Annotated in this window: 24 protein-coding genes, 2 pseudogenes and 1 riboswitch; of the genes and pseudogenes, 18 read left to right on the top strand and 8 right to left on the bottom strand. The window is 32.6% G+C overall.

Going from position 1 to position 25,878, the window contains the following annotated elements; all coding sequences use genetic code 11:
• Positions 1-131: 131 nt before the first annotated feature.
• The 5 genes from miaB to mutL all read left to right on the top strand — a co-directional run bounded on the left by miaB (position 132) and on the right by mutL (position 7,784).
• A complete protein-coding gene (gene miaB / locus CN946_RS13985) occupies positions 132-1,661 on the top strand; it encodes a tRNA (N6-isopentenyl adenosine(37)-C2)-methylthiotransferase MiaB (protein ID WP_098426936.1) in 1,530 nt (509 codons plus the stop codon).
• On the top strand, positions 1,661-2,107 hold the full coding sequence (locus CN946_RS13980) for a YlbF/YmcA family competence regulator (protein WP_098861735.1): 447 nt from the start codon (positions 1,661-1,663) through the stop codon (positions 2,105-2,107). The genes miaB and CN946_RS13980 overlap by 1 nt, the downstream gene beginning before the upstream one ends.
• Before the next feature lie 273 nt (positions 2,108-2,380).
• A complete protein-coding gene (gene cotE, locus CN946_RS13975) occupies positions 2,381-2,926 on the top strand; it encodes an outer spore coat protein CotE (protein WP_069034483.1) in 546 nt (181 codons plus the stop codon).
• A 159-nt stretch (positions 2,927-3,085) separates the two neighbouring features.
• On the top strand, positions 3,086-5,728 hold the full coding sequence (mutS, locus tag CN946_RS13970; RefSeq protein ID WP_098861734.1) for a DNA mismatch repair protein MutS: 2,643 nt from the start codon (positions 3,086-3,088) through the stop codon (positions 5,726-5,728).
• 112 nt (positions 5,729-5,840) lie between these two features.
• A complete protein-coding gene (mutL, locus tag CN946_RS13965) occupies positions 5,841-7,784 on the top strand; it encodes a DNA mismatch repair endonuclease MutL (RefSeq protein ID WP_098861732.1) in 1,944 nt (647 codons plus the stop codon).
• A gap of 311 nt (positions 7,785-8,095) precedes the next feature.
• Here mutL and CN946_RS13960 read toward each other — a convergent pair whose 3' ends face one another.
• The gene (locus tag CN946_RS13960; protein ID WP_098861730.1) at positions 8,096-9,058 is read right to left on the bottom strand and encodes a helix-turn-helix transcriptional regulator; all 963 of its coding nucleotides are present in this window, start codon (positions 9,056-9,058) and stop codon (positions 8,096-8,098) included.
• A gap of 108 nt (positions 9,059-9,166) precedes the next feature.
• Here CN946_RS13960 and CN946_RS13955 point away from each other — a divergent pair, with 108 nt between their 5' ends.
• A complete protein-coding gene (locus tag CN946_RS13955) occupies positions 9,167-9,646 on the top strand; it encodes a GyrI-like domain-containing protein (RefSeq protein WP_098861728.1) in 480 nt (159 codons plus the stop codon).
• A gap of 19 nt (positions 9,647-9,665) precedes the next feature.
• A pseudogene (locus CN946_RS23685) lies at positions 9,666-9,780 on the top strand (phage tail protein); the annotation flags it as partial.
• Between the two features lie 209 nt (positions 9,781-9,989).
• Here the strand turns inward: CN946_RS23685 and CN946_RS13950 are convergent.
• Positions 9,990-10,655, bottom strand: a complete 666-nt coding sequence (locus CN946_RS13950; protein ID WP_098861726.1) for an O-methyltransferase — start codon at positions 10,653-10,655, stop codon at positions 9,990-9,992.
• Positions 10,656-10,906: 251 nt separating this feature from the next.
• Here CN946_RS13950 and CN946_RS13945 point away from each other — a divergent pair, with 251 nt between their 5' ends.
• The gene (locus tag CN946_RS13945) at positions 10,907-11,284 is read left to right on the top strand and encodes a VOC family protein (protein ID WP_098861725.1); all 378 of its coding nucleotides are present in this window, start codon (positions 10,907-10,909) and stop codon (positions 11,282-11,284) included.
• Between the two features lie 49 nt (positions 11,285-11,333).
• On the opposite strand, the gene CN946_RS13940 is transcribed toward CN946_RS13945, so the two are convergent.
• Complete coding sequence (locus CN946_RS13940; RefSeq protein WP_098861724.1) at positions 11,334-11,819, bottom strand: QueT transporter family protein; 486 nt, start codon at positions 11,817-11,819, stop codon at positions 11,334-11,336.
• Between the two features lie 5 nt (positions 11,820-11,824).
• Positions 11,825-11,869: riboswitch (PreQ1 riboswitch) on the bottom strand.
• 184 nt (positions 11,870-12,053) lie between these two features.
• Between CN946_RS13940 and CN946_RS13935 the strand changes: the two genes are divergently transcribed.
• Both CN946_RS13935 and CN946_RS13930 read left to right on the top strand, forming a co-directional pair.
• Complete coding sequence (locus CN946_RS13935) at positions 12,054-13,007, top strand: carbohydrate kinase family protein (protein ID WP_098861723.1); 954 nt, start codon at positions 12,054-12,056, stop codon at positions 13,005-13,007.
• A 262-nt stretch (positions 13,008-13,269) separates the two neighbouring features.
• A complete protein-coding gene (locus CN946_RS13930; protein ID WP_098861721.1) occupies positions 13,270-14,262 on the top strand; it encodes a hypothetical protein in 993 nt (330 codons plus the stop codon).
• A gap of 194 nt (positions 14,263-14,456) precedes the next feature.
• Here the strand turns inward: CN946_RS13930 and CN946_RS13925 are convergent, their stop codons facing one another.
• Both CN946_RS13925 and CN946_RS13920 read right to left on the bottom strand, forming a co-directional pair.
• Positions 14,457-15,614 (bottom strand): iron-containing alcohol dehydrogenase, encoded by a 1,158-nt coding sequence (locus CN946_RS13925; RefSeq protein WP_098861719.1) that lies wholly within the window; start codon positions 15,612-15,614, stop codon positions 14,457-14,459.
• A gap of 23 nt (positions 15,615-15,637) precedes the next feature.
• Positions 15,638-16,174 (bottom strand): flavodoxin family protein, encoded by a 537-nt coding sequence (locus CN946_RS13920; protein ID WP_098861717.1) that lies wholly within the window; start codon positions 16,172-16,174, stop codon positions 15,638-15,640.
• A 337-nt stretch (positions 16,175-16,511) separates the two neighbouring features.
• Here CN946_RS13920 and CN946_RS13915 point away from each other — a divergent pair, with 337 nt between their 5' ends.
• The 6 genes from CN946_RS13915 to hisC all read left to right on the top strand — a co-directional run bounded on the left by CN946_RS13915 (position 16,512) and on the right by hisC (position 22,228).
• The gene (locus CN946_RS13915) at positions 16,512-16,832 is read left to right on the top strand and encodes a winged helix-turn-helix transcriptional regulator (RefSeq protein WP_098861715.1); all 321 of its coding nucleotides are present in this window, start codon (positions 16,512-16,514) and stop codon (positions 16,830-16,832) included.
• 336 nt (positions 16,833-17,168) lie between these two features.
• Positions 17,169-18,284, top strand: a complete 1,116-nt coding sequence (gene hppD, locus CN946_RS13910; protein ID WP_098861713.1) for a 4-hydroxyphenylpyruvate dioxygenase — start codon at positions 17,169-17,171, stop codon at positions 18,282-18,284.
• 12 nt (positions 18,285-18,296) lie between these two features.
• Entirely contained in the window at positions 18,297-18,908 is a 612-nt protein-coding gene (locus tag CN946_RS13905) for a flavin reductase family protein (protein ID WP_098861711.1), read from the top strand.
• 4 nt (positions 18,909-18,912) lie between these two features.
• The gene (locus CN946_RS13900; protein WP_098861709.1) at positions 18,913-19,809 is read left to right on the top strand and encodes a fumarylacetoacetate hydrolase family protein; all 897 of its coding nucleotides are present in this window, start codon (positions 18,913-18,915) and stop codon (positions 19,807-19,809) included.
• 10 nt (positions 19,810-19,819) lie between these two features.
• On the top strand, positions 19,820-20,971 hold the full coding sequence (locus CN946_RS13895) for a homogentisate 1,2-dioxygenase (protein ID WP_069034470.1): 1,152 nt from the start codon (positions 19,820-19,822) through the stop codon (positions 20,969-20,971).
• 174 nt (positions 20,972-21,145) lie between these two features.
• The gene (gene hisC, locus CN946_RS13890) at positions 21,146-22,228 is read left to right on the top strand and encodes a histidinol-phosphate transaminase (protein ID WP_098861707.1); all 1,083 of its coding nucleotides are present in this window, start codon (positions 21,146-21,148) and stop codon (positions 22,226-22,228) included.
• 107 nt (positions 22,229-22,335) lie between these two features.
• Here the strand turns inward: hisC and CN946_RS23175 are convergent, their stop codons facing one another.
• The gene (locus tag CN946_RS23175) at positions 22,336-22,491 is read right to left on the bottom strand and encodes a TetR family transcriptional regulator (RefSeq protein WP_141546916.1); all 156 of its coding nucleotides are present in this window, start codon (positions 22,489-22,491) and stop codon (positions 22,336-22,338) included.
• Positions 22,492-22,877: 386 nt separating this feature from the next.
• Here CN946_RS23175 and CN946_RS13885 point away from each other — a divergent pair, with 386 nt between their 5' ends.
• Together CN946_RS13885 and CN946_RS13880 are read left to right on the top strand one after the other, a co-directional pair.
• A complete protein-coding gene (locus tag CN946_RS13885; protein ID WP_098861706.1) occupies positions 22,878-23,468 on the top strand; it encodes a TVP38/TMEM64 family protein in 591 nt (196 codons plus the stop codon).
• A 106-nt stretch (positions 23,469-23,574) separates the two neighbouring features.
• The gene (locus CN946_RS13880) at positions 23,575-24,174 is read left to right on the top strand and encodes a TVP38/TMEM64 family protein (RefSeq protein WP_098861705.1); all 600 of its coding nucleotides are present in this window, start codon (positions 23,575-23,577) and stop codon (positions 24,172-24,174) included.
• A 157-nt stretch (positions 24,175-24,331) separates the two neighbouring features.
• Here CN946_RS13880 and CN946_RS13875 read toward each other — a convergent pair.
• Both CN946_RS13875 and CN946_RS13870 read right to left on the bottom strand, forming a co-directional pair.
• Positions 24,332-24,758, bottom strand: a pseudogene (locus CN946_RS13875) (SRPBCC family protein).
• Between the two features lie 26 nt (positions 24,759-24,784).
• Entirely contained in the window at positions 24,785-25,801 is a 1,017-nt protein-coding gene (locus tag CN946_RS13870; RefSeq protein ID WP_098861704.1) for an aldo/keto reductase, read from the bottom strand.
• Positions 25,802-25,878 lie beyond the last annotated feature (77 nt).

The raw sequence follows: 25,878 nt of genomic DNA, 5'->3' as shown, positions 1-25,878 counted from the left end.
TAATGAATAAAATTATTCAAATATACTACTATTATCAGCTTTCTTTTTTGCGTAACGCACATTGTATATTGTAGAATAACGTTATATACTTAAGTAATGTGTGGACGCTCGAGAAGAAAGGAGATTGTTTCATGAATGAACAACAACGCCTTCAAGGCACTAATATAAATAATTCAAAAGATAAAAACGATAAAGATTATAGTAAATATTTTGAAAAAGTTTACCAAGCTCCATCTTTAGCCGATGCAAAGCGTCGAGGTAAAGAAGAAGTTACTTATGATCGTGGATTCGAAATTCCTGAAGAAATGAGAAATTCAGGTATAGGCAAGAAATTCTTAATCCGTACTTACGGCTGTCAAATGAATGAACATGACACTGAAGTAATGGCAGGTATTTTAACGACGATGGGTTATGAAGTAGCTACATCAGTTGAAGATGCTGATATTATTCTATTAAACACATGTGCAATTCGAGAAAATGCTGAAAATAAAGTGTTTGGTGAAATTGGTCACTTAAAACCGTTAAAACTTCAAAGACCAGATCTATTAATTGGTATTTGTGGTTGTATGTCTCAAGAAGAAGCAGTTGTTAATCGAATCTTACAAAAACATTCATTTATAGATATGGTATTTGGTACACATAATATTCATAGATTACCATTTATTATTCAAGAAGCGATGTTTAGTAAAGAAATGGTTATTGAAGTATGGTCAAAAGAAGGGGATGTAATTGAGAACCTTCCGAAAGTACGTCGTGGAGAAATTAAAGCTTGGGTTAATATTATGTATGGCTGTGATAAATTCTGTACGTACTGTATTGTTCCTTACACACGTGGTAAAGAACGTAGTCGTCAACCAGAGGATATCATCAATGAAGTACGTGAATTAGCTAGACTGGGCTATAAAGAAGTTACTTTATTAGGTCAAAATGTTAATGCTTATGGTAAAGACTTAGATGATGGTACATATGGATTAGGTCATTTAATGGATGAAATCCGTAAAATTGGCATCCCACGTGTTCGCTTTACAACAAGTCATCCACGTGATTTTGATGATCATTTAATAGAAGTATTAGCAAAAGGTGGCAACTTAATGCCACATATTCATTTACCAGTTCAATCTGGTAGTTCTGAGGTTCTAAAACTAATGTCACGTAAATATGATCGTGAACAATACCTAGAACTTGTAAGAAAATTAAAAACAGCAATGCCACAAATTTCATTTACAACAGATATCATTGTTGGATTCCCAAATGAAACGGATGAGCAATTCGAAGAAACAATGACATTATATGAAGAAGTTGGTTTTGATTTAGCATTTACATTCATTTATTCACCACGTGAAGGTACACCGGCTGCAAAAATGGTAGATAATGTACCAGAGAGTGTGAAAAAGGAAAGATTACAACGTCTTAACAAAGTTGTAAATGATAAATCTGCTGAATTTAATAAACGTTTTGAAGGTCAAATACTTGATGTATTAGTAGAAGGAGAAAGTAAGAAAAACCCTGATGTACTTGCTGGGTATACTCCTTATAATAAACTTGTAAACTTTAGAGGTCCTAAATCAATCGTTGGTCAAATTGTAAAAGTAAAAGTTACAAAAGCTAAAACATGGTCATTAGATGGAGAATTAGTAGAAGAAACAGTAGAGGTGCTATAATGGGAAAATATACAAAAATTGATATCGTTGAACGTGCAAAAGAATTAGCAGTAATGGTTTCTGAAACAGAAGAAGTAGACTTTTTTAAACGTGCTGAAGCGCAAATTAATGAGAGTGAAACTGTAAGAACTTATATTGAAGAAATTAAGTCATTACAAAAACAAGCAGTTAATTTAGAGCACTGGGGCAAGAAAGAAGCACTTAAAAAGGTTGAACAGGAGCTTGATGAATTAAACGAAAAACTAGAAACAATTCCGGTTGTTCAAGAATTTCAATCTTCTCAAGTAGAAGTGAATGATTTACTTCAATTAATCGCTCACACGATCTCAAATGGTGTGACAGACGAAATCATTAAGTCAACAGGTGGTAACTTATTAAGCGGTGAGACAGGTTCAAAAGTAGCACATGGACCGGATGCTTGCAAAACAGATAGCTGCAACCATTAATAAAAAAAGACTCAAGGAAGCAATTAATTTTGCTGCCCCGAGTCTTTTTTTTATGTAAAGCTAATAAAGTAATTACTAAATAGCCTTAATATCATAATTTTTATGTTTATTTTTTAAATTCTTCAATTTAGAGTCAACTTTATTAGGCTGTCGTCATACAATTTATCATCACATGTTTTTTTAACTTGTATAAAAGAATTTTCATGTCATTAACACATTCCGCATATGTCACGCATAGAATGAAATGAAAATGGAACGAGGAGGGTCACACCTATGTCTGAACGCGAACATAGAGAGATTATAACGAAGGCAGTCGTAGGAAGAGGCAAGAAATATAACAAAGTCACACATACAATCACACCAAATCATACTCCATCAAGTATTTTAGGCTGCTGGGTTATAAACCATGTATATGATGCAAAAAAATGTAAGGATGGAGTAGAAGTATCTGGAAAATATGATATTAATATCTGGTACTCCTATGGTGACAATACGAAAACAGAAGTAGTTCCTGAGTCTGTTAAGTATACTGAAGTAGTAAAGTTAAGACACAGAGATGAAAACTTTACTGGCGAAGATTGTGAAGTAATTGCTAGATCATTAAAACATCCAAATTGTTTAGATGCAATTATTTCTCCAAATGGAAATCGTTTTATTGTAACTGTAGAGAAAGAAGTATTAGTTGAAGTTGTAGGTGAAACGAAAATTGTCGTACTTGTTGCACCACATGGTGTACACGACGATGACGAGTTCTTTGATGTAGATGATGAGTTTGAAGATTTAGATCCAGATTTTGTTTTAGAGGGCGAAGAAGAGTAAGCTAGGCTAGGAAGGTGATACTTCCTAGCTTTTTTATTTTAAAGATTTTGCTTTTCCAAACAGTTGGAAGTTTTCTTTTTCTTAACATTCGAACTTTCTAAGCCTTTTCGCAAAATGTGATATAATATGCAAAGAATGTTTTTTGATGGAGAGGATAGAATGGCAACTTATACGCCAATGATTGAGCAATATTTAAATATAAAGAAAAATTACCAAGACGCATTTTTGTTTTTTAGACTTGGTGATTTTTATGAAATGTTTTTTGAGGATGCAATTAAGGCATCTCAAGTTTTAGAAATTACTTTAACCGGACGAGCAGGAGGAACTAATGAACGTATTCCGATGTGCGGGGTACCATTCCATTCTGCTGCTGGATATATAGAACAACTAGTTGAAAAAGGATATAAAGTAGCTATTTGTGAACAAGTCGAAGATCCATCCGTTGCAAAAGGAGTAGTTCGAAGAGAGGTTGTTCAGTTGATTACTCCAGGGACGCAAATGGAGGGTAGATCGATTGATGAAAAGCAAAATCATTATATCTCAACATTATCAGAAGTAACGCCAAGTTCATATGCTTTGGCTTGGATTGATTTGACGACTGGTGAGGGCAATGCTTTATTACTTAGTGGTTCAATTGAAGAAGCAGTTTTAAAAATTGCAGCAACTGGTACAAAAGAAGTAGTTGTAAATGAAGATTTTTCATCTAAAGCGATTCAAACACTTGAAAAAAGTTTTTCGATTACCGTTTCATTCGAGGAGAACAATCGTTTATCAGAAGAGTTTACAAATGTTGTAAAATCAATTGATCAAACTAGTTTAAAATCTACTGCCGCAAGATTATTAAATTATTTATCGAGAACACAAAAACGAACACTTTCTCATCTTCAAGAAATAGTCGTTATTCATCAACATGATTTTTTAAACATGGACATGTATTCGATGAGAAATCTTGAATTAGTTGAAACACAACGTTCAAAAAACAAACAAGGTTCTTTGAATTGGTTATTAGATGAAACGAAAACAGCGATGGGAGGACGATTACTAAAAAAATGGATTCAACGTCCACTAGTAAGTACGAAACAAATCGAGCATCGTTTGACGATTGTGGAATTGCTAATGGAAAACTATTTTATACGTGAAGACCTAAAGGAATTATTAAAAGATGTATATGATTTAGAGCGTTTAGCTGGTAAAGTCTCATTTGGTAATGTAAATGCAAGAGATTTATTACAATTAAAACGTTCACTTCAAACAATACCTTCAATTATTCATGCTTTAAAATCAATTAGCCATGAAACGATAGATGAACTAATTAATCAAATCGATCCATGTGAAGAACTTCAAATGCTTTTAGAGAATGCAATTATTGAAGAAGCTCCCTTATCAATTAAAGAAGGAAACATTATTAAAGATGGCTTTCATAAAACATTAGATGAATATCGATTCGTTAGTAAGAACGGTAAAAATTGGCTAATGGAATTAGAACAAAGAGAAAGAGAAATTACGGGGATTAAGTCCTTAAAAATTGGATACAATCGAATCTTCGGCTACTTTATCGAGGTAACTAGATCAAATATTAGTCAATTACCAGAAGGGCGTTACGAACGTAAACAAACGTTAGCGAATGCAGAACGCTTTATAACTGAAGAGCTAAAAGAAAAAGAAACAATGATTCTTGAAGCTGAAGAAAAAATGATTGGATTGGAATATGAGTTATTTATTTCAATTCGAGAACAAGTAAAACAATATTTATCTAGACTTCAAACATTAGGACAAGTAATTAGTCAAATTGACGTTTTACAAAGTTTTTCTGTAGTTAGTGAAAAAAATGGATATATAAGACCAGCATTTACCGAGGAAAGAGAATATATCGTGAAGAATGGAAGACATCCAGTAGTTGAAAAGGTACTTCTAGGCTCAGAGTATATTCCGAATGATACAAATTTCGATGTTGATACTCATCAATTTTTAATTACAGGACCTAACATGGCTGGTAAAAGTACGTATATGAAACAAGTCGCATTAATAAGTATATTAGCTCAAATTGGATGCTATGTACCTGCTGAATATGCGAAATTACCTATTTTTGATCAAATATTTACGAGAATTGGTGCTGCAGATGATTTAATTTCTGGGCAGAGTACATTTATGGTCGAAATGTTAGAAGCTAATTATGCAATCACGAATGCAACAGAAAAAAGTTTAATCTTATTTGATGAAATTGGTAGGGGAACATCAACATATGATGGAATGGCTTTAGCACAAGCGATGATCGAATATATACATGATCATATCGGAGCAAAAACGCTTTTTTCTACTCACTATCATGAATTGACGGTATTAGCGAATCAACTTAAGTTTTTGAAAAATATTCACGTAGCAGCAAAAGAGCAAGATGGAAAAGTATTATTCCTTCATAAAATCTTTGAAGGTGCAGCGGATCAAAGCTATGGTATCCACGTTGCTGAATTAGCAAATCTTCCAAAAGATGTAATCATTCGAGCAAAGGAACTATTAAATGATTTAGAATCAAATAATCATTCCTATGTTAAAGAGGAAATTAAAAATACAGAAAAAGAGATTGTAAATATTCAAGTACCGAAAAAAGAAATTGTTCAAACAACCGACAAAGAGGATGCTGAATCTCAGTTAAGCTTATTTGAAGATCATCAACCGGTGGTTAAAGAAGTTGTTAAAAACCATCCTGTCGTTGATCAATTAAAAGGAATAAATATACTAGAATTAAATCCTATGGAAGCATTTAATTTATTATATGAACTTCAAAAGCAAGTTAAAAAATAAAAGAAGGCCAATTGGCCTTTCTTTTTATTCATAGTTAAAATTATGATAATAGCTTAATGTACTATACCTTTTTTTATTGTTTAGTGCATTTATTTAGAGAGGAGGTTCACTAATGTCAAAAATACAAAAGTTAGATGAGATTTTAGCCAATCAAATAGCGGCAGGTGAAGTTGTAGAACGTCCTGCATCGGTTGTAAAGGAATTACTTGAGAATGCAATTGATGCAGTTAGTACTCGTATTACAGTAGAAATTAACGACGGTGGACTCTCACGAATTTTTGTAAGTGATAATGGTGAAGGGATGACAAAGGAAGATAGTATTCTTGCATTTGAGCGCCATGCAACTAGTAAAATAAAAGATGAAAATGACTTGTTTCGAATACGTACATTAGGCTTCCGAGGTGAAGCATTACCGAGTATTGCATCTGTTAGTTATGTTACAGTTAAAACATCAACCGATGACGGACCTGGAATTGAAACAATTTTAAAAGGTGGCGTATTGCAATCTCAAAAAGAAATTGCTAAATCAAAAGGGACGAGTATTGAAGTTTCGAATTTATTTTTTAATACACCAGCTAGATTAAAATATATGAGAACGGTTCAAACAGAATTAAGTAATGTGACAGACGTTGTCTATCGATTAGCATTAGCAAATCCACAAATCGCTTTTGATTTGAAACATAATGATAAATTGATGTTCCGTAGTAATGGAAATGGAGACGCAAGACAAATTCTTGCATCATTATACGGTCTACAAATTGCAAAAAACATGGTTCATTTTAAAGGCGAGTCATTAGATTTTCAAATTGAAGGCTATTTATCCATGCCTGAATATACACGAGCAACTAGAAACTATATATCACTATATGTAAATGGAAGATATGTAAAACACTATGGCGTAAACAAATCAATTAGCGAAGGCTATCATACTTTGCTCCCAATTGGTCGTTTTCCAATCGTTTCGTTATTTATTAAAATGGACCCTCAATTAGTCGATGTAAATGTACATCCAACAAAACAAGAAGTTCGTTTTAGTAAAGAGGGTCAATTATTTACATTAATTACTGAAAGTATAAAAAAAGTTTTTAGAGGTCGTTCCCTTATTCCAGAAATAAAGTCAACAGCTCCAAAAGAAAAAATATTTAGTGAACAATCAACCTTTTCGTTTGAACATTCTTCTATAAAAGAAGATGTAGAAAAGAAATTACCATTCTCGCTTCAAAATCGTTTTACTACTAATTCGAATTATTCTAATGAGACTAATGAAACAATAAAGGAAGAAAATTCAACTGAATTCGATTCAATTACTCAAATTGATTCATCAACTCCAACCGATTATGAGAGTCTTTATTTTGAGAAGCATGAATCTAATAAAGACGTAGGATATTCAAATTCTGTAAATGAAGACGACCAATCTAATATAGAAGAAACAGTCATTGTGAACGAAGAAGTATATGATGAGCAAAATATAGACCAACTACCTCCTTTATATCCAATCGGACAAATGCACGGAACATATATTATTGCTCAAAATGAAAAAGGATTATATTTAATTGATCAACATGCCGCACAGGAACGTGTTTACTATGAATATTTTAAGGAAAAAATAGGGGAAGTTGCATCAGAACTACAAACTTTATTAATTCCAATCACATTTGATGTTTCACCAGAACAAGCTATTTTGTTAGACCAATACCAAGATGAACTTCAAGAAGTTGGGCTATTTATCGAGAAGTTCGGATCGAATAGTTATGTCATTCGTGAACATCCAAATTGGTTTCCAGAAGGGCAAGAGGATACATTAATTGATGAAATGATTCAAGAACTATTAAAACGCGGAACAATTAATATAAAGAAACTACGCGAAGAAAAAGCCATCATGATGAGCTGTAAAGCATCGATAAAGGCAAATCAATATATAACAAACGATGAAATTTTTAATCTATTGGAATCGTTGAGAAAATCAAGCAATCCATTTACATGTCCTCACGGTCGACCAATCGTTATTCATTTTAGTTCATATGAGCTTGAGAAAATGTTTAAGCGTGTTATGTAATATTGAATTTTTAAAGTGCTGTTGTTCCATAAATCAGGTTAACTGAATATGGGACAACAGCACTTTTTTTATATGCTAATTTTAATAAGTAGTCGGAAGTAGATTTTAATTACAGTTTAGCTATATTTAATTGCGATTTTCAGATTTTAATTGCATTTTGCTGTTTTAAGCATTTTGCACAGATAGATTCCTTAATTTCAGCTCATACTTAATAGGCAGCTAGTTGAATAAGAAATATTTATTTGATACAAAAGATTAAAAAAGGGTAATCTTAATAGTGTTGCCGACCATAAATATTTTTTTGTCACTTCTTATGGGTTGAATAAGTATATTCTTTTTTGTAAACTTTCTAAAACTTCTTCAGGAATTTTCCTTAACTTGATATCTTCACCTAAGTAAAGTAGCCAATTCGTAAACTCGGTTAATTCTTCAGAATTTTTAATATTTATATAAGTCCTTAAAATAGCTGTGGTTTGGTAAGGATTTGTATAGGAAATTGAGACTTTTAAAGGATGGTACTTTTTGAACTGAGCAATCGCCATTGGACCAAGTTCAAATATAAGATTAATTTCTTCTTCTTGTTTACTTAGTTTTTCTAGAATTCTTTTTTTACTTAATCTTTTTTTTGTATGGTATGGTATGACATCAATAAGATTGTCGACAGGAAAAATCTTTTTCTTTTCATCCACCAAGTCAAAACCTTCAATTAGCCAATAGCCTTTGTCATGATATAGGTGCAGAAGATAAATCGGATAAGAAATGGATTCAAACTCTTCTTTGATGGTAATCAATAAACAAGTATCCAATAGAAGGACTTGAATGAGTTTTTCTAACATTGGATGAGGTAAGTCTGATAGATCAAGTAAGTCAGGATTCTTCGGATTAGTCCCTTCAAAAAGCAATATTTGATTTAAATGGACTAGCTCATCTTGTTGGTTTTCTGAGATGAGACCAAGTAATTTTTCTGTTAAAGATTGACGACTCTTTAGGTAAGGGAGTTGTTTATTTCTTGTGGCCATAAATGCAATAAATAGCGCCTTTATTTCATTATCTGTAAAGCGAACAGTTGGGAGGACAGAGTTGTTCAACACAAAATAACCCCCATCTCTTCCAACTTCAGCGACAAGAGGCATCCCCATCGCTTCAATTTCTTTGATATCTCTTAAAGCAGTTGAACGGGAGATGTCAAATTCTTGCATGATCTCTGAAATTGTAAACTTTGCACGATTGTTAATATATCGCATGATGATATTAATGCGTTCAACTTTTTTCATCGGCATCTCCTAAACAGTATCATTTTTTGACATGATTTAAGTTTATTATAAACGTATCAGCTGATGAAATAAATCGCTTGATAAATTTAAAAAAGGTAGGTTTTTAATATGACAAATTATAAATTAGAAGAAAAAGACAGTTTTAGAGTTTTAGGTATTGGAATTGAACTTAAAAGCGATTATACAGATTATGTAGGGATCAACAAAGAAAAGGAAAACTTCTGGGGAGCTATTAAAGAAGATGGTAGATTGAATGCTTTAAAAGCCATAGCTACAAATGACTATATTTTTTCTGTGAACGAAGCTGTGAATAACAAGATGATGCATTATGCTGGTGTTATGACAGAGTCAACAGTACCTGAGGAATCTAGAGATATTCAATTCCCTAAAGGAGAATACTTAGTTGTAGAAGGAGAAGGTAATACATCTGATGAATTGTCTAATAACCTTGCTGGCATCGCCTTTGGTCAAGTATTACCAGAAGTAAAGGATTTTGCCTATGTTGGTGGTCCAAACGCAGCTGTTATTATGGGAAATCGAAACGGCTTAGTCTTTGGAGAAATGTGGATTCCTGTTGTGAAGAAATAATGAAAAGGGGGAAGTAACAATGTCCTATATCGTTGATTCAAAAATGTTTCAACGGTTGGTTTAGAGAGACTTCCCCTATCGCAGAAGCCCTTGCAGGTTTACCTGCTAATGAAGCTCGTTACTTAATGAACAAAACATGAATGGATACAAGCGTAACCTGAAATTATTACGATTAAATAGTAAAGAAGTATGGACTGTTACTTAGTTTGTTCATACTTCTTTTTTGCTTATTTAGAACTCAATTCAATTAATTTTAGTACTAACCAGCACTCGACATATCTTGTCTAGAGATAAATAAACCCATATCCAAAAATTAAATTTAGGAACCCCATCTTTTTAAATGTTACTTAACAACTCCAATCACAAAACCATCATATCCTTTTAATCCAACAGTCTGAATAGCAGTAGTGTCAATTCGAGGGTCTGTAGTGATTAGTTCCATAAGCTGACGGACACCTTTGACACTTTCATCTTGACTCGTTTCATAAATTACCTCTCCGTTTCGAACAACATTATCCACAATAATTAATGCACCAGAACTTGCTATTTTTAATGCCCATTTTAAATAGTGAGGATTATTTGGTTTATCAGCATCGATAAATATAAAATCAAATAAAAGCTTTGATTCTTTTAGAGTTGCTAATGTATCTAACGCTTTTCCTATAATAATTTCGACTTTATTTTGCAATTTTGCGTCTATGATATTTTGTTTGGCAACTTTTGCATGCTCATGACTAATTTCTAGGGTTGTTAATTTCCCATCATCTGGAAGTGCACGAGCTAACCAAATACTACTATAACCACCTAAGGTACCGATTTCTAAAATGTTTTTAGCGCCTTTAATTTTTGCTAATAGATAAAGTAATTTACCTTGAGTAGGAGACACATCTATACTTGGTAGACCGGCTTGATAATTTGCAAGTAATACATTTTCTAAGATTTGATCATTCGGAATTAGTTTTTCTATAAAATATTCATCAACATCGTTCCAAATTACGTTATTAGGCAAGATTACTTCCTCCTTACTTTGTACTGTTCAAAAAAGTATATGGTATTGTTTTATAAAAATGCTTCTACAGCAAAAAAGTCATATACATAAAGATTATTGAGTGTGTACACAAAGTACATTAAACTTGAGTTCAGACTGATTGCAAGCGTTTGGCGGGCAGTCTGAAATTTATACTTAATCGGTTTGTTTTACGAAATTGTGTTTGATAAAATAGATTGGTAGTAAAATTAACCAGCAGAGGAGATTTTTATATGATTAATAAAATCGGTAAAGTTACTGTTTATGTGGAAGATCAAGAGCAAGCTAAAGATTTTTGGATTAATAAAATGGGGTTTGTTTTAAAAATAGAAATGCCAATGGGACCAGATGCTAAATGGATTGAAGTAGGTCCAAGCGAAAGTGAATTTACTACTTTAGTTCTTTACTCTAAACCTTCGATGGAACAATTTAAACCAGAAAAAATAGCTCATCCATCTGTACTTTTTAGCACAACGGATATTGATGCTGCTTTTGAAAAAATGAAACAAAATGGCGTAAAAGTTGATGACCTGATGAAAATGCCATATGGTTCAATGTTTAATTTCTACGATCAAGATGGTAATGATTATTTATTAAGAGAAGACAAATAATACATAATAAAAAGAGCTGTTTCCATTTAGAGAAACAACTCTTTTTTACTTAAATAAGATGTTCGAATTTTACTCGTTTATTTAAATAATACATAATCGGTATACCAAGAACCATCACTACAAATTCACCAATGGCTGTAGATAAATAAGTCATTGGGAAAGGTAAATGAAATGCTAGTTTTAATTCGATTGCGATTAAGAACATAGTAATCGTAAAGACAACCGTGTTAACAATCATTCTCGGTATAATACCTTTTATAAATTTTGACGTTGCAATTGTAATTAATAACGAAATAATCGATTGGCCAACACCAAAAACTAAATCATATGCCATTATTGGAGAAAAGAAAAAATTAGCTAATATAACTCCTAAAACTACTCCATATATGTACTTTTTATTAAATACGACTAAGTGGTTAAATATTTCGGATACACGAAACTGTACATTCGTAAACCCAAACGGTTGAATAAAGTACGTTACTGCAATATAAAGTGCAGCAAATACTCCATTAACAGTAATTGTCTTTAACTTCATTTTGTTTCTCCTTAGTTTTTTTTCGTGGGAGGTTCTCGAACCACGTAAAAAATATATTTTTTAAACGTAAGAATAAATATTATACTTAAAAATAATTTTAGTCAATAATAATAAAGAAATTAATTATGAAAATAAGTTCAAAAAAATACTTTATTAAAAATATATTATACTGGTATAATTAGTAAATCAAAACAATTTATTTTTCTTTCAGTTTAAAGTGAAAGGACTGACAAAATGACAATTCCTTCTAATCCATATATATTAGTATTTGGTGTTTCGATATGTGATATTATCGGATTTACGAAAAAAAATTATCGTCCATATGATTCAAATCCTGGTAGTGTAAAAGTATCGTTTGGTGGTGTTTGCCGTAATATTGCAGAAAATATGGCAAAGATCAACCTAAATACAAAGTTTATTTCAGTCATTGGTGATGATATCAATGGAATCAATATGTTAAATCACGCAAAAAATATGAACATAGATATGGAAGACACGTTAATTATTAAAGGAGAATCTACCCCAACATATTTAGCCATTTTAAATGAAAGCGGAGAAATGGTCTCTGCGGTAGTAGATTTAGATATCACAAACAATTTTACAAAGGAGTTTATAGACTCAAAAGCAGAAGTTATTCGAAATGCTGAATATATGGTAGTTGACGCGGATAATCCAAGTATTTTAGCTTATTTATTAACAAACTTCCATAATGAAACAAAATTTATTTTAGATCCAGTTTCTGCTTCAAAAGCTTCAAAAATAAGAGACTATATTCAATATTTCCATACGATTAAACCAAATCGACATGAAGCTGAAGTATTATGTGGATTTGATATTACTTCTGTTGAAGATGTCCGAAAAGCTGGCAAATATTTTAGAGAATTAGGCGTAACAAAAGTTTTTATTAGTTTAGATGCAGAAGGAATTTATTATAATGATGGAATAGAAGAAGGTATTATCCAAGCCGATGGAGTTTCAGTCGTTAATGTAACAGGAGCGGGAGATGCATTAGTTGCTGGGATCGGATATGGCTATATGAATAATATGAGCATTGTTGATACAGTTAAATATTCGGTTTCAATGTCTTCTATTACAATTTCACATGTGGATACGATTAACCCGAATATGTGTTGTAACGTTGTAGACCACCATATTAATGAACTTAATTGGGTAGAAATGCAATTTTAGTTGAGAACCTTTTATAGGGTTCTTTTTTTTGAACTAGAATGTTGAGATATTAATAAAGTTGATGGGTAGGTAATGTAATTGAAGTAAGTGGAAATAAGGCCTGAAGAGTAGCGAATAAAATTAGTGTGAGTGTAAATAAGATCTGTGAATCTGAAAATAAATGTAATTATAAATTAGGTGAATTTTTTAATATCTTTTATAAAAGGATATTAGGAATTTATGTTAACCTATACAATATGGAAAATTAGAAGAGGTGATTTTGTTGGGTTTTTCTACCAAATTATGTGAAGCCTGTAAATTAGATTTAATTAATGTTGAGGAAAATTCTGAAGACCCAAATCAACCTTATAAATTATGCGATTATTGTCATGTAAGATTATTAAAACGTTCCTTGAAACCTATTGAATGGTACAATTTAGCAGTTGTCCATTCGCCCAAGAAGTATTTACTACATGATGATTTTTACGATGATGATGGTAAAGCTTGTCAACCAGAAGAAGACGTAATTGTATCAAAAAAAGACAAAGCACCGACTTTGAAAGATGTTCGAAAAGATTTAGAGACATTGTTAGATTTCTCTATAACTAGATGGTTTCTTGAGGATGAAGTAATTAGTGCACTTAAAGTACATAATGATTTATCAATTTTAAATTCTGTTAAATCAAGGTTTAATGCAACTAGAAATTATGAAATAAAATCGCGAATGTTGGAAATAGTGGCTGATGTCTTGGGTAGTTCTGCTTCAGACTGGATTAGAGAACTTTGGAATAATTATGATGAAGAGTTACTATTTGAACTATCTTTGGCGACATCGAGCAGTTTACCAATTGAAGAAGGCTTAAATAATGTGTTAAAAAAATTGAAATTAGTTAATGAAAAAGAGTTGCCGATACAAGCGTTTAGTTGTCTTTATCGTTTCCGTTCAATTGATGTACTAGATTGGATAGAATTGAATTGTCTTGAATTTAATGATAATTGGGGAAGGCTCGCAACAGTATGCTTTCCAACTTGGGAGAGAATGAAATCATGGTTAAATAAAGGAAGACCTCTCAGCTTAATTGCTCTTGACACAATGGCAAATTGCGTAGTTAGAGGTGGGGACCTTTATGTAGAGCAATTCAATCCTAAAATACTAGTAACAAACAAAAGTGAAATTGAAAATGTACTTGACGGATATTACCAAAAAGATAGAGTTCCTCGTGTTAAAAATAGAAGGGAATATATTTTATATAACAAAAAAGTTATATTCGCTTAGTTACAATAAAAAGGACAACTTATATGAATAATTAAAAACGCTTGGATTATTATTTCCAAGCGTTTTTATGTGGTAAATTTACTTATATTTGTATTGTCAATTATATAGCTATTAAAGTAGTTATTAATACTGATATTTTACACATTCTCCACATTATCTGAACTACCTAGCTTAATGCAAGGTTCTTTCCATCATTAAAGAGAGCGTATTAAAATATCTCTCGCACTTTCTTTATCCAATATTTTATAACCACCAACTACTGGTTTTACGAAGGATTTTTCTACTAATTCGTCTAAATGTGAGTCGTCAATTTGATAATCTGCTAAACGGTTTGGTGCACCGATTGAGTTCCAAAAACTTCTTAGTGCTTGGATTCCTTCTTCTGCAACTTGCTTTGTTGTTTTTCCTTCTTCAGAAATTCCAAAAACATTTGTTGCAAGCATTTTAATTCTGCTTGGATCGTAGTCTAAGCAGTGACTTAACCAGTTAGGGAATATAATCGCTAACCCACCACCGTGTGGAATATCATAAATGGCAGAAACTGCATGTTCAATTTGATGTGATGCCCAGTCGCCGCCATCTGTACCGTTTAATAACGTATCATTAAAGGCTGTCGTTCCAGCGTACATAATTGTTTCACGTAAATCATAGTTTTCTAAATCATTAACAAGTTTTCCACCAGCTTCGATTACAGTAATTAATAAACTTTCGATAAAGCGATCAATCATAGGTGTATTGCTAACACGGTGGAAATATTGCTCTAATGCATGTGACATAATGTCGACAATCCCATATATTGTTTGATCTATTGGTACTGAAAATGTATAAGAAGGGTCTAATATTGAAAATTCAGGAAAAACGAATGGGTTACTCCATCCTCTTTTTTCATTTAATTCCATATTAGATATGACTGATGTGCAGTTCATTTCTGATCCGGTTGCAGCTAAAGTTAAAACAGTACCAAAAGAAGTTGCACTAGTTGGTTGGGATTTTCTAGTAATAAGATCCCACACATCACCTTCGAATGGAACGCCAATTGCGATCGCTTTAACACAATCGATTACGCTACCACCGCCTACTGCTAAAATAAAATCAATTTTTTTATCTCTACAAATTTGAATACCTTTTTGCACTGTTGTTAGTCTCGGGTTTGGTTCAACGCCAGTAAGTTCAAAAATCGTTTTACCACTTAGTTGTTTCATTACGTCATCATATACGCCATTTTTTTTAATACTACCGCCACCATAAACGACAAGTATACGTTTATAATCTAGTACTTCATTTGCTAATTGCTCAATTTGATTTTTCCCAAACCATAATTTAGTTGGGTTGTGTTGTAAAAATGGAATCAAGGTCTTGCTCCTTCTAGTTGTACTTACTTATTTTTTAGTGTTGTGTTTAGCAATTCGGCTTGTTGAATGGCTAATTGATCTTCCAATATTGCTCCAGGTGAATTTCCCGTGCCAATAATATGCCCTTCAAATGTTGCTCCAACAAATTCGAATATATGTTTAAATTGTAAAATTAATGGTAGAGCTTTAATTTTTGGCTGATCGCCACCAACAATTACGACATGCATTTTTTTGTTTTTCATTTTTTCAGCGAATTGTAGATCTTTATTACGAAGACTTTGAGACCAACGATCAATAAAGTTTTTCATGTATCCACTCATACCATACCAATATAAAGGTGTTGAAAAAATAATCGTATCATGCTCTAGCATTTCTTTAACAATTTCCTCGTAATCATCATCAATTGGTTGGAAGCCATTTGGCTCGTGTCTTTGGTCGTTAATCGCCTTTATATGTTTATGACGCAATTGCACCTCCGTCTTGGCAACATCTTTTGTAATGAGATTTGTTAGTTGCTCTGTATTTCCGTTTTCCCTAGAACTACCATGAATGATAAACATATTGTTTCCACTCCTTTTTGAATAAATTATGATTGTAATTATGAATGATTACGATCCTAAAATAAAGTACGTACTAAAAAGTGCCTATAATTTTTTTTGGATCATCTAAGTCTATAGAACTAAGTTTGGGTTTTTTATAACTGATAAATATTTGAACTATAAATTATTAGTATGCTATATTTTATGAACCTTTACTGTTAACTGCAAAATCGTTGATAGGACAATAGTTATAATATCCACAATATATGGTGATTTTGAAGTTTTCATTTGTACTAAAAAAGTTGAGTAAAATAACTTTAATTTTAAATAAATAGTAATTAGCAATGATGGAGGATTTATGAAAGAATATAATATGCCGATTGAAGCAACCATTGAGGTAATAGGTGGTAAGTGGAAATGTATCATACTTTGCCATTTAGAAACTGGTAAAAAAAGAACAAATGAGCTTAGAAAACTGATGCCTAAAATAACTCAAAAAATGTTAACACAGCAATTAAGAGAGTTAGAAGCGGATGGACTAATTAATCGTATTGCATATGATCAAATACCACCTAAAGTGGAATACGAATTAAATGAATACGGTCAATCAATGAAACCCATTTTGGATCTCTTATGTGCATGGGGCGGAAATCATATAAAGAAAAGCAAAACGAATTAATAATATCGTTATAAAATTAAGAAACGACAAAAAATTTATTTAATTTAAAATTTTTTGAAGGAATTTAAAAAGAAGTGTAGAACTATTTATTTTAGAGACTACTATATATATATGTAAGATCGATTCATAAAACGATGATTACATTAATATAGTAGTAAAGGTTGTGTGTTCGTTAGGGAAATTCCCATATATTTCCAAATGGTATTCTTGGCGAATTGTCATCCTTGTTAAGAATTTTTTTTATGCGGTTTATTTGTTTTGTAAGCGTTTACTTAACGCTCTTACATAGTTTTTTCTTTTCTTTACAAAAATCGTAATTTATAGGGGGAAATTAAAATGAAACAAGATGAATTAAAACAAACAAATACTAGCTATGATGTTTTTCCAGTATCAGATGTACATCATTTAGAACTATATGTAGGGAACGCGAAACAAACAGCATATTTCTTCGCAAACACTTTTGGATTTACACCAGTAGCATACTCTGGTTTAGAAACAAAAGTACGTGATAAAGTTTCTTACGTATTAAAAAATGGTACGATTCGTCTAGTTATTACTGGAACTTTAAAAGAAGATACTAAAATTGCTGACTTCATTAAAAAACACGGCGATGGTGTTAAAGATATCGCTTTATTAGTAGATGATATTGAAGCAGCGTATCAAGGTGCGGTAAGCCGTGGAGCAATTAAAATTTTACCTCCAACTGAAGTTAGTGATGAATACGGAACAGTTAAAAAAGCTGTAATCGGAACTTATGGTGATACAATTCACACATTAATCGAAAAAGGCGATTACAATGGTCCTTTCTTACCAGGATATAAAGATCGTGCTTTCACAATTCCTGTAAATGAAACAGGACTAATCGCATTAGACCATGTTGTTGGTAACGTTGAAAGTATGGAAGAATGGGTTTCTTATTATGAAAATGTAATGGGATTCCAATCAATGATCCATTTTGATGATGACGATATTAGTACTGAGTATTCTGCATTAATGTCAAAAGTTATGACAAATGGAAGCAGAATTAAATTCCCAATTAATGAACCAGCTGAAGGTAAAAAGAAATCACAAATTCAAGAGTACTTAGATTATAACAATGGACCAGGCGTACAACATATTGCTTTATTAACTGAAGATATTGTTGACACAGTTACTAAACTTAGAGCTCTAGGTGTTGAATTCTTAAAAACTCCAGATACGTATTATGATATGTTAACAGAGCGCGTTGGAAAAATTGATGAAGATATCGAGAAATTAAGAGAATTAAAGATTTTAGTTGACCGTGATGATGAAGGGTATTTATTACAAATCTTCACTCGTCCAATCGTTGACCGTCCAACTTTATTTATTGAAATTATTCAACGTAAAGGTGCTAGAGGATTCGGTGATGGTAACTTTAAAGCATTATTCGAATCAATCGAGCGTGAGCAAGAACTTCGAGGAAATCTATAAGGAGTTGTAACAATGGAAATTAGACCGGATACTTTACCATGGCAAGATGCTTATAAGCTGTTAATTGGTTCAGTGTTGCCTCGTCCGATTGCTTTTGTTTCAACTGTAAACTCAGAAGGTGTAGCGAATGTTGCACCTTTTAGTTTCTTTACAGCAATTTGTGCTGACCCGATGTTAGTGTGCTTTGCACCAATGATTAGAGGTACAGACGGCGAGAAAAAAGACACATTAAAAAATATTGAACTGACGAAGCGATTCATTATTAATATTGTAAGTGAGGAAATTTGCGAACAAGTTAATAATGCTGCTGCAGATTTTCCGTATGGAGTAGATGAATTTGAACAAGTTGGCCTTACAAAAGTGGATGGGACAACTGTGCAAGTTCCTCGAGTAAAAGAAAGTTTAGTAGGACTAGAATGTGAGCTTCATGAGCTACTACATTTTGGCGAAAACAAAGGTGCTGGAAGTTTAGTAATTGGTAAAGTCGTTAATGTTCATATAAATGATGATTTATATGCAGATGGCAAAATCAATACTGAAAAGCTAAATCCAGTTGGTCGCCTTGCTGGCCATTCTTATACTCGTGCTATTTCTGATACTTTTGCAATTGAAAGAAAAAGGTGAAGGTATGAAATTTATAACTTTTCAATATGATGGTAATGAGCGTGCAGGATTATTAGTTGAAGATCAAGTAATCGATCTTAATAAAGCTAGTAATGGCCGAATTCCAGCGGATTTACTAACCATTCTAGAAAACTATGATTTATATATAAATGAAATAGCAGAAATAACAGGAGAAGGTATTCCACTTTCTTCCGTTCAATTGCGAGCACCATTACCAAAGCCACAAAGTATTCGTGACTTTTATGCCTTTGAGGAGCATGTGAAAACTGCTCGCGGCAGAAGAGGTCTAGAGATGATCCCTGAGTGGTATGACGTACCAGTTTTCTATTTTACGAATCATCGAGCGGTTATTGGACCTGAAGATCATGTCAGCATACCAACTAATTGTAAAAAGATGGATTTTGAATTAGAAATCGCTTGTATTATTGGTAAAGAAGGTAGAGATATCCCAGTTGAAGAAGCCGATGATTATATTCTTGGTTATACAATTTTGAATGACTGGAGTGCTAGAGATATTCAAGCACATGAAGTAAAGGTTGGCTTAGGTCCATCAAAAGGTAAGGATTTTGCTACTTCTTTAGGACCTTGCATTGTAACCAAAGATGAAATTGAGAAATTTAGAACTGGTAAAAGCTATGATTTGAAGATGACATCTGCAGTTAATGGAAAAGTCATTTCTAGTGGCAACTTTTCTTCAATTTATTATTCCGTTCCAGAATTAATTTCTCATGCTTCAAAAAATGTAACGCTATATCCAGGTGATGTGATTGGCTCTGGAACTGTTGGAACAGGTTGTATCTTAGAACTTGGTGAAGAAAAACATCCCTGGTTAGAAGATGGGGACGTTGTTGAGTTAAGCATTACAGGTTTAGGTACATTACGAAATACTGTAAGAAAGTGAGGGGAAGCGTGTGTATTATCGTAGTCTAGGTAAGATTCCAAAGAAAAGACATATTCAATTTCGAAAAGAAGATGGATCATTATACAGAGAGCAGGTAATGGGTACAAAAGGATTTTCAGGTACTCAATCTATTTTATATCATAACAATATGCCTACATCTGTTAGTGAAACATCATTTTATAAATCACTTCAAATTGAATTTGAAGAACAGACATCTCTGCAACACCGCCATATTCGTACAAACAATTTAGAGCGTACAGGTGATGCTTTAGAAGGAAGAGTATACGTTTTAGGTAACTCTGATCTGTTAATTGCAGTTGCAAACGTAACGGAAGAAAGCAAACATTTTTATCGAAATGGTGAAGGAGATGAAATGTTCTTTGTCCATTACGGTTCAGGTGAAATCCAAACCATGTTTGGAACGATTACTTACCGTAAAGGGGATTATATCATGATCCCTATTGGAACAATTTACAAAGTAGTTCCAAATGATGATACGAAGTTTTTAATTGTTGAGTCAAATAGCCAATTAACAACGCCAAGACGTTATCGCAATGAATATGGCCAAATGCTTGAGCATAGCCCATTTTGCGAACGTGATTTTAGAGGACCAGAATCGCTTGAGACATATGATGAAAAAGGTGAATTCACAGTTCTAACTAGAGCAAGAGGAAACCTTTATAAACATGTCTTAACACATCATCCATTTGATGTAGTAGGATGGGATGGTTATTTATATCCATGGGCATTTAATATTGAAGATTTCGAACCGATTACAGGAAGAATTCATCAGCCACCACCAGTACATCAAACATTCGAAGGACATAATTTTGTAGTGTGCTCATTTGTACCAAGGATGTATGATTATCATCCTGAAGCAATTCCGGCACCTTATGTACACAGTAATGTAAACAGTGATGAAGTCCTTTACTATGTAGAAGGTAACTTTATGAGTAGAAAAGGAATCGAACAAGAGTCGATTACATTACATCCATCAGGTATTCCACATGGACCACATCCAGGTAAAACTGAAGGTAGTATTGGAAAGAAAGAAACATTAGAACTAGCAGTTATGATTGATACATTTAGACCACTTTATGTAGTAAAAGAAGCACATCAATACGAAGATCCAGCTTATATGGGTAGTTGGATTGAAAAGTAGAGTCTTTTGATTCTACTTTTTATTTGAATTTGAAACAACCTATGTTCAAGATCATGCAGGCATGATGGAACTAGATAATTTGAAATATTCTTGAAAGTAGTACTAGATTAACAGCTTAATAATATGATAAACTGACAACATTATACAAAACTTTGAATAAAAGGAGAAATAAGCATGTACGTAAAACCACAAATTTTGACTCTTCAAGCATACACACCAGGAAAACCAAGTGAAGTAGTCATGCGTGAATATGGTCTAGACAAAGTAGTAAAACTTGCATCAAATGAAAATCCATTCGGATGTTCTCCTAAAGTTTTTGAAGAACTACGTAATGTAGTAAGTAAGTTTGCGATTTATCCAGATGGAGCGACAGAAGAAATTAGTAAGAAACTAGCAAATTTCCTAAATATACAGCCAGATCAATTAATATTCGGAAGTGGTGCTGACGAAGTTATTCAAATGATTAGTCGAGCGTTGCTAACAAAAGAACATAATATTGTACAAGCATCACAAACTTTTTCACAATATGCTCATCACGCAGTTATTGAAGGTGCTGAAGTTAGACCTGTTCCTTTAGTTAAAGGTGTACATGATTTAGATTCTATGCTTGCACAAGTAGATGCGAATACTAAAATTGTTTGGATTTGTAATCCAAATAACCCAACAGGTACATATATTGGAAGCCGCAAATTAGTTGAGTTTTTAGAAAAAGTACCAAGCACTACTTTTGTAGTTGTTGACGAAGCTTACGTTGAATACGTATCAGCATCAGATTTCCCTGATACAATCTCATTACTAAATAAATTTGAAAATCTAATCGTATTAAGAACATTTTCAAAAGCATACGGCCTAGCATCATTCCGAATCGGTTACGGAATCGCAAATAGCAAATTAATTCAAGAATTAAATATCGCTAGACTACCATTCAACACTTCAATGCTATCTCAGGTAGCAGCAATAGCAGCACTTGAAGATCAAGTATTTATTAAAAACTGTGTTGAACAAAATAAAAAAGGCATGGAACAATACGAAGAGTTATTCAACAGTTATGGAATCGAATACTATCCATCTCAAGCAAACTTTATATTTGTTCCACTTGAAAACAGCCAAGAAATCTTTAAAGATCTAGAATCAAAAGGATACATTATCCGTGCATTCCCTAATGGAATTCGAATTACAATCGGAACTGCTGCTGAAAATGAAGGACTAATCTTACATTTAAAGCCAGCATTAACGAAAAATACTTCTACAATCTAATGAATAAGTAAATCGTCATTTTACAAGATGGGGCTTTATACCCTACTATTTAGCTAATTTAATCACACGAAAAATCCGCTACAAAAACTGGAGCGGATTTTTCTATTTTATAAAGTAGGTGATGTGAGAAATTGTAAATAAATTGTTCCTCTACTAACGTCCGCTTTTTCTGCAAATGAGTTAATGGTGATCCTTTCAAAATCATTCTTCTTCATTAAACTTATTAATACATCTTCATGATTTATTCTGATTCGCATATCCATAAAATAAACCCTCAAATACCTTTAAATGTAAGAACTTGTTTAATAGATAGTTATATAAATGTATAGAAAATCAATGTTCTCTATAAAAAATCTTTCCATCATGATTAAAATATTTTAACCAATTTTGACTTTATGCGACATATTTATAAAATACTGTTACATAAACAACATTTCTACCATATTTGATTATTGTTCATAAAAGGATTCTATTATAAAATTTGAAATGTAATAAATTACTGGTAGCTACTAGTAACAAGCAATAGGTAGTAATAGCAGTTCGTTATTCTTTTTTTTTTGCAAAAAATAAATATGAAAAAATAAGTTGTTGTTTCTCATGTTATCGCACGGAAAATTTTTCCTATTTTTTGATCATTAGGAGTTATTCAATGAAAAAATTCATTTATCCAATTATTTTTTTATCATGGATATTTATCGTTCTTTATATGAAACATTTCGGGATTCTAACTTATGATATGAATGAGATTAAAGAGGTTGTTAACAGTTTTTCAGGATGGGCTCAATGGATTTTCCTTTTAATTTTTTCATTAAGGTTATGCTTATTACTTCCAAGTTCAATATTTGTCATTGCTGGTGGAATTATGTTTCCGCTATGGCAGAATATTTTGATAAGCATTGCAAGCATGATTGTCTCACAAAGTGGGATTTACCTATTTGGTCGTTATTTTTCAAATACTGAAATGCTTAATCGACTTCGTAAGAAATATCCTAAATTGTATACTTCCATTGAATCAAACTCAGGTAGATTTTTATTTTTAATTAGCTGCAGTCCAGCAACACCAATAGATCTAGCATGTTTCCTATCTGCAGCAATGAAAATGAGCTACAAGAGATTTCTTAGTTTAATGATTTCTGGATTTATTCCACTTGTTATTTTTTATTCATTGTTCGGGAAAACGATTTTAAACTCACCTTGGTTATCAGTTCTTATAACAATCTGCTTGTTTATATTATATTAGACATACAAAAAAGTTTCCGAGAAGAGAAAAAAAGAAAATGAGAAACATACTTATCTTTGATTTCAATTAATATGAATTCACAATTATAAGTGAAAGGAGAACCTACATGAAATTGTATATTCTCGAGGGGATCTCATTTCATCAATTACAACATTTCGTAAATATTCATCAAAACTTAGGTGTTCTTATAGCATTTCTGATTCCATTTGCTGATTCTTTTTTAGGTATTATTCCACTTGGGGTAATTTGCGCTACAAACGTCAATGTTTTCGGATTTTGGCCAGGCTTTTTAGCAACTTTTGTTGGAAGTGTTTTAGGAACTACAGGAATGTATTTCTTGTTAAAAATGACTGGTGCAAGGTGGTTGGAAAGCTTTATTCAAAAAAGAAAGAAAAAGAAATCTAGTATGGGATGGTTGGATAATAGTGGATTTGGTCCAGTTTTTCTCTGGTTTTGCATCCCATTTTGTCCTTCCTTCATAACGAATATTTTTGCATCGATGTCTAAAATCAGGCCGAAAATATATATAATTGGTTTTACGATGGGGAAACTAGTTGCATTATTGCTCATTAGTTTCATTGGCCAGGATTTAGATGATTTCATTGAAGAACCAATAGAAAGTATTCTAGTTTTGATTGCGATTTTACTTCTTTGGTATGTTGGTAAAAAGGTTGAAAAGAGCTTTATGACAAAGCGCGCTAAATAATTAGTAAAATTAGACTAAAACAAGCCTTAGCTTAAAAAGAAAAAACGGGAAAGGAGTAAAATCTCCTTTCCTATTTTATTAACAGCTATTTAAATGAAGAAATAGAGGATAAATAATAATTTATCATCCTCTATTCCTATTTTTAATAATTTAGTGATTATACTGCTAAAACTTGAAATGCATGTCTTAATGCTTCCAATCCATCTTTATAAATCCCATTGAATAGATTGACCACTTCTTCATCAGTGACATCCACAGGAGTAAAACTGCCAGACCACTCAACAATTGTTTTATTACGATCAGGATGTTCTTGAACTCGTATTGTCGATTGATAGTTTGTAATTGGGAATGGTGCTTTCATTATTGAGTACGTATAAAAACGCTCTTTATCATTGAATGCTTCAAGACGTTCAACAATTGCATCTCCATCCGGATTTGCCAAACTACGAACACGTCCACCTTCTAATAATTCACTATTTGGGATATATGGTAACCAATTTGGTAGCGAATTGAAACCGCCAATTAATTGCCATACTTTTTTTAGGATTTGCATGAATTTCCATTGTAACGATTGTGTTAGCCATTTTATATCGCTCCTAATATATAGTTATTATTTAATGTCTATTGGTAGTGGTGCATTTTCTGACACTAGTTTTTGTTCTCTCATTTCATGCCAGAATGTCGCTGGAATTATTTCATTTAATGCAGCCTGGTCTTCTGTAATTCGCTCTGGCTTACTAGCACCTGGAATAACAGTTGCAACTGCTGGATTTGATAATGAAAATTGAAGAGCTGCAGCTTTCACACTGATACCATGTCTATATGCAATTCCTTTGATTTTCTCAACTTTTGCGATAATTTCAGGTGACGCTTTTTGATATTCGAAGTGAGTTCCACCAGCTAGAATACCTGAGCTATATGGACCACCAACGATAATATCAACATTTTGTTTAGCAGCTTCAGGCATTAATCGTTGAAGCGCACGATCATGATCTAGAAGTGTATAACGACCAGCTAATAAGCTAACATCAGGTTTGTATTCACCTAATTCTAATGCGATTTCGATCGGTTCTACTTTATTTACACCAAGTCCCCAAGATTTAATAACTCCTTCGTCTCGTAATTGAGAAAGTACACGGAAAGCACCAGTGCGAGCAATTTCAAACTGTGCGATCCACTCGTCACCATAAAAGTCTTGTGCAATATCATGAACATAGACAATGTCTAAACGATCGGTTTTCAAACGATTTAAACTTTGTTCGATTGAACGTAAAGTTGCGTCAGCACTATAATCGTTCACAATTTTATTCTTACGACCAAATTCAAAAACTCCACCTTTTTCACCTAAGTCTCGTGCAGAAACGTCTTCTAGTTCATCAAGAATTAAACGTCCTACTTTTGTACTTAAAACATAATCATCACGATTGTATCTTGATAATACTTCTCCAAGGCGGATTTCAGCTAGACCTGCACCATATAGTGGCGCTGTATCAAAGTAGTGAATGCCATTATCCCAAGCTGCAACAACAGTCGTGAATGCTTCTTCATCTGGGATGTTACGGAACATATTTCCTAGTGGGGCAGTTCCAAAACCTAGTTTTCCTTGAAATAAGTTATTCTCTTTCATATAAATCCTCCTATATATACTAATCTTCATGTAAAAAATGAAGTTAAGTTAAATTTGTAGTTAGAGAAAAGAAATTA

Source organism: Bacillus sp. AFS053548 (genome assembly GCF_002575105.1).
GTDB lineage: Bacteria > Bacillota > Bacilli > Bacillales > Bacillaceae_G > Gottfriedia.
Note: the sequence above shows the minus strand (reverse complement) of the source record. Positions and strands in the feature narration are given on the sequence as shown.

What these genes read in the sequence shown, in the direction of transcription:
- miaB (WP_098426936.1), top strand. Translation starts at nt 132, where the DNA reads ATGAATGAACAACAACGCCTTCAAGGCACTAATATAAATAATTCAAAA.
- CN946_RS13980 (WP_098861735.1), top strand. Translation starts at nt 1,661, where the DNA reads ATGGGAAAATATACAAAAATTGATATCGTTGAACGTGCAAAAGAATTA.
- cotE (WP_069034483.1), top strand. Translation starts at nt 2,381, where the DNA reads ATGTCTGAACGCGAACATAGAGAGATTATAACGAAGGCAGTCGTAGGA.
- mutS (WP_098861734.1), top strand. Translation starts at nt 3,086, where the DNA reads ATGGCAACTTATACGCCAATGATTGAGCAATATTTAAATATAAAGAAA.
- mutL (WP_098861732.1), top strand. Translation starts at nt 5,841, where the DNA reads ATGTCAAAAATACAAAAGTTAGATGAGATTTTAGCCAATCAAATAGCG.
- CN946_RS13960 (WP_098861730.1), bottom strand. Translation starts at nt 9,058, where the DNA reads ATGAAAAAAGTTGAACGCATTAATATCATCATGCGATATATTAACAAT.
- CN946_RS13955 (WP_098861728.1), top strand. Translation starts at nt 9,167, where the DNA reads ATGACAAATTATAAATTAGAAGAAAAAGACAGTTTTAGAGTTTTAGGT.
- CN946_RS13945 (WP_098861725.1), top strand. Translation starts at nt 10,907, where the DNA reads ATGATTAATAAAATCGGTAAAGTTACTGTTTATGTGGAAGATCAAGAG.
- CN946_RS13940 (WP_098861724.1), bottom strand. Translation starts at nt 11,819, where the DNA reads ATGAAGTTAAAGACAATTACTGTTAATGGAGTATTTGCTGCACTTTAT.
- CN946_RS13935 (WP_098861723.1), top strand. Translation starts at nt 12,054, where the DNA reads ATGACAATTCCTTCTAATCCATATATATTAGTATTTGGTGTTTCGATA.
- CN946_RS13920 (WP_098861717.1), bottom strand. Translation starts at nt 16,174, where the DNA reads ATGTTTATCATTCATGGTAGTTCTAGGGAAAACGGAAATACAGAGCAA.
- CN946_RS13915 (WP_098861715.1), top strand. Translation starts at nt 16,512, where the DNA reads ATGAAAGAATATAATATGCCGATTGAAGCAACCATTGAGGTAATAGGT.
- hppD (WP_098861713.1), top strand. Translation starts at nt 17,169, where the DNA reads ATGAAACAAGATGAATTAAAACAAACAAATACTAGCTATGATGTTTTT.
- CN946_RS13905 (WP_098861711.1), top strand. Translation starts at nt 18,297, where the DNA reads ATGGAAATTAGACCGGATACTTTACCATGGCAAGATGCTTATAAGCTG.
- CN946_RS13900 (WP_098861709.1), top strand. Translation starts at nt 18,913, where the DNA reads ATGAAATTTATAACTTTTCAATATGATGGTAATGAGCGTGCAGGATTA.
- hisC (WP_098861707.1), top strand. Translation starts at nt 21,146, where the DNA reads ATGTACGTAAAACCACAAATTTTGACTCTTCAAGCATACACACCAGGA.
- CN946_RS23175 (WP_141546916.1), bottom strand. Translation starts at nt 22,491, where the DNA reads ATGGATATGCGAATCAGAATAAATCATGAAGATGTATTAATAAGTTTA.
- CN946_RS13885 (WP_098861706.1), top strand. Translation starts at nt 22,878, where the DNA reads ATGAAAAAATTCATTTATCCAATTATTTTTTTATCATGGATATTTATC.
- CN946_RS13880 (WP_098861705.1), top strand. Translation starts at nt 23,575, where the DNA reads ATGAAATTGTATATTCTCGAGGGGATCTCATTTCATCAATTACAACAT.
- CN946_RS13870 (WP_098861704.1), bottom strand. Translation starts at nt 25,801, where the DNA reads ATGAAAGAGAATAACTTATTTCAAGGAAAACTAGGTTTTGGAACTGCC.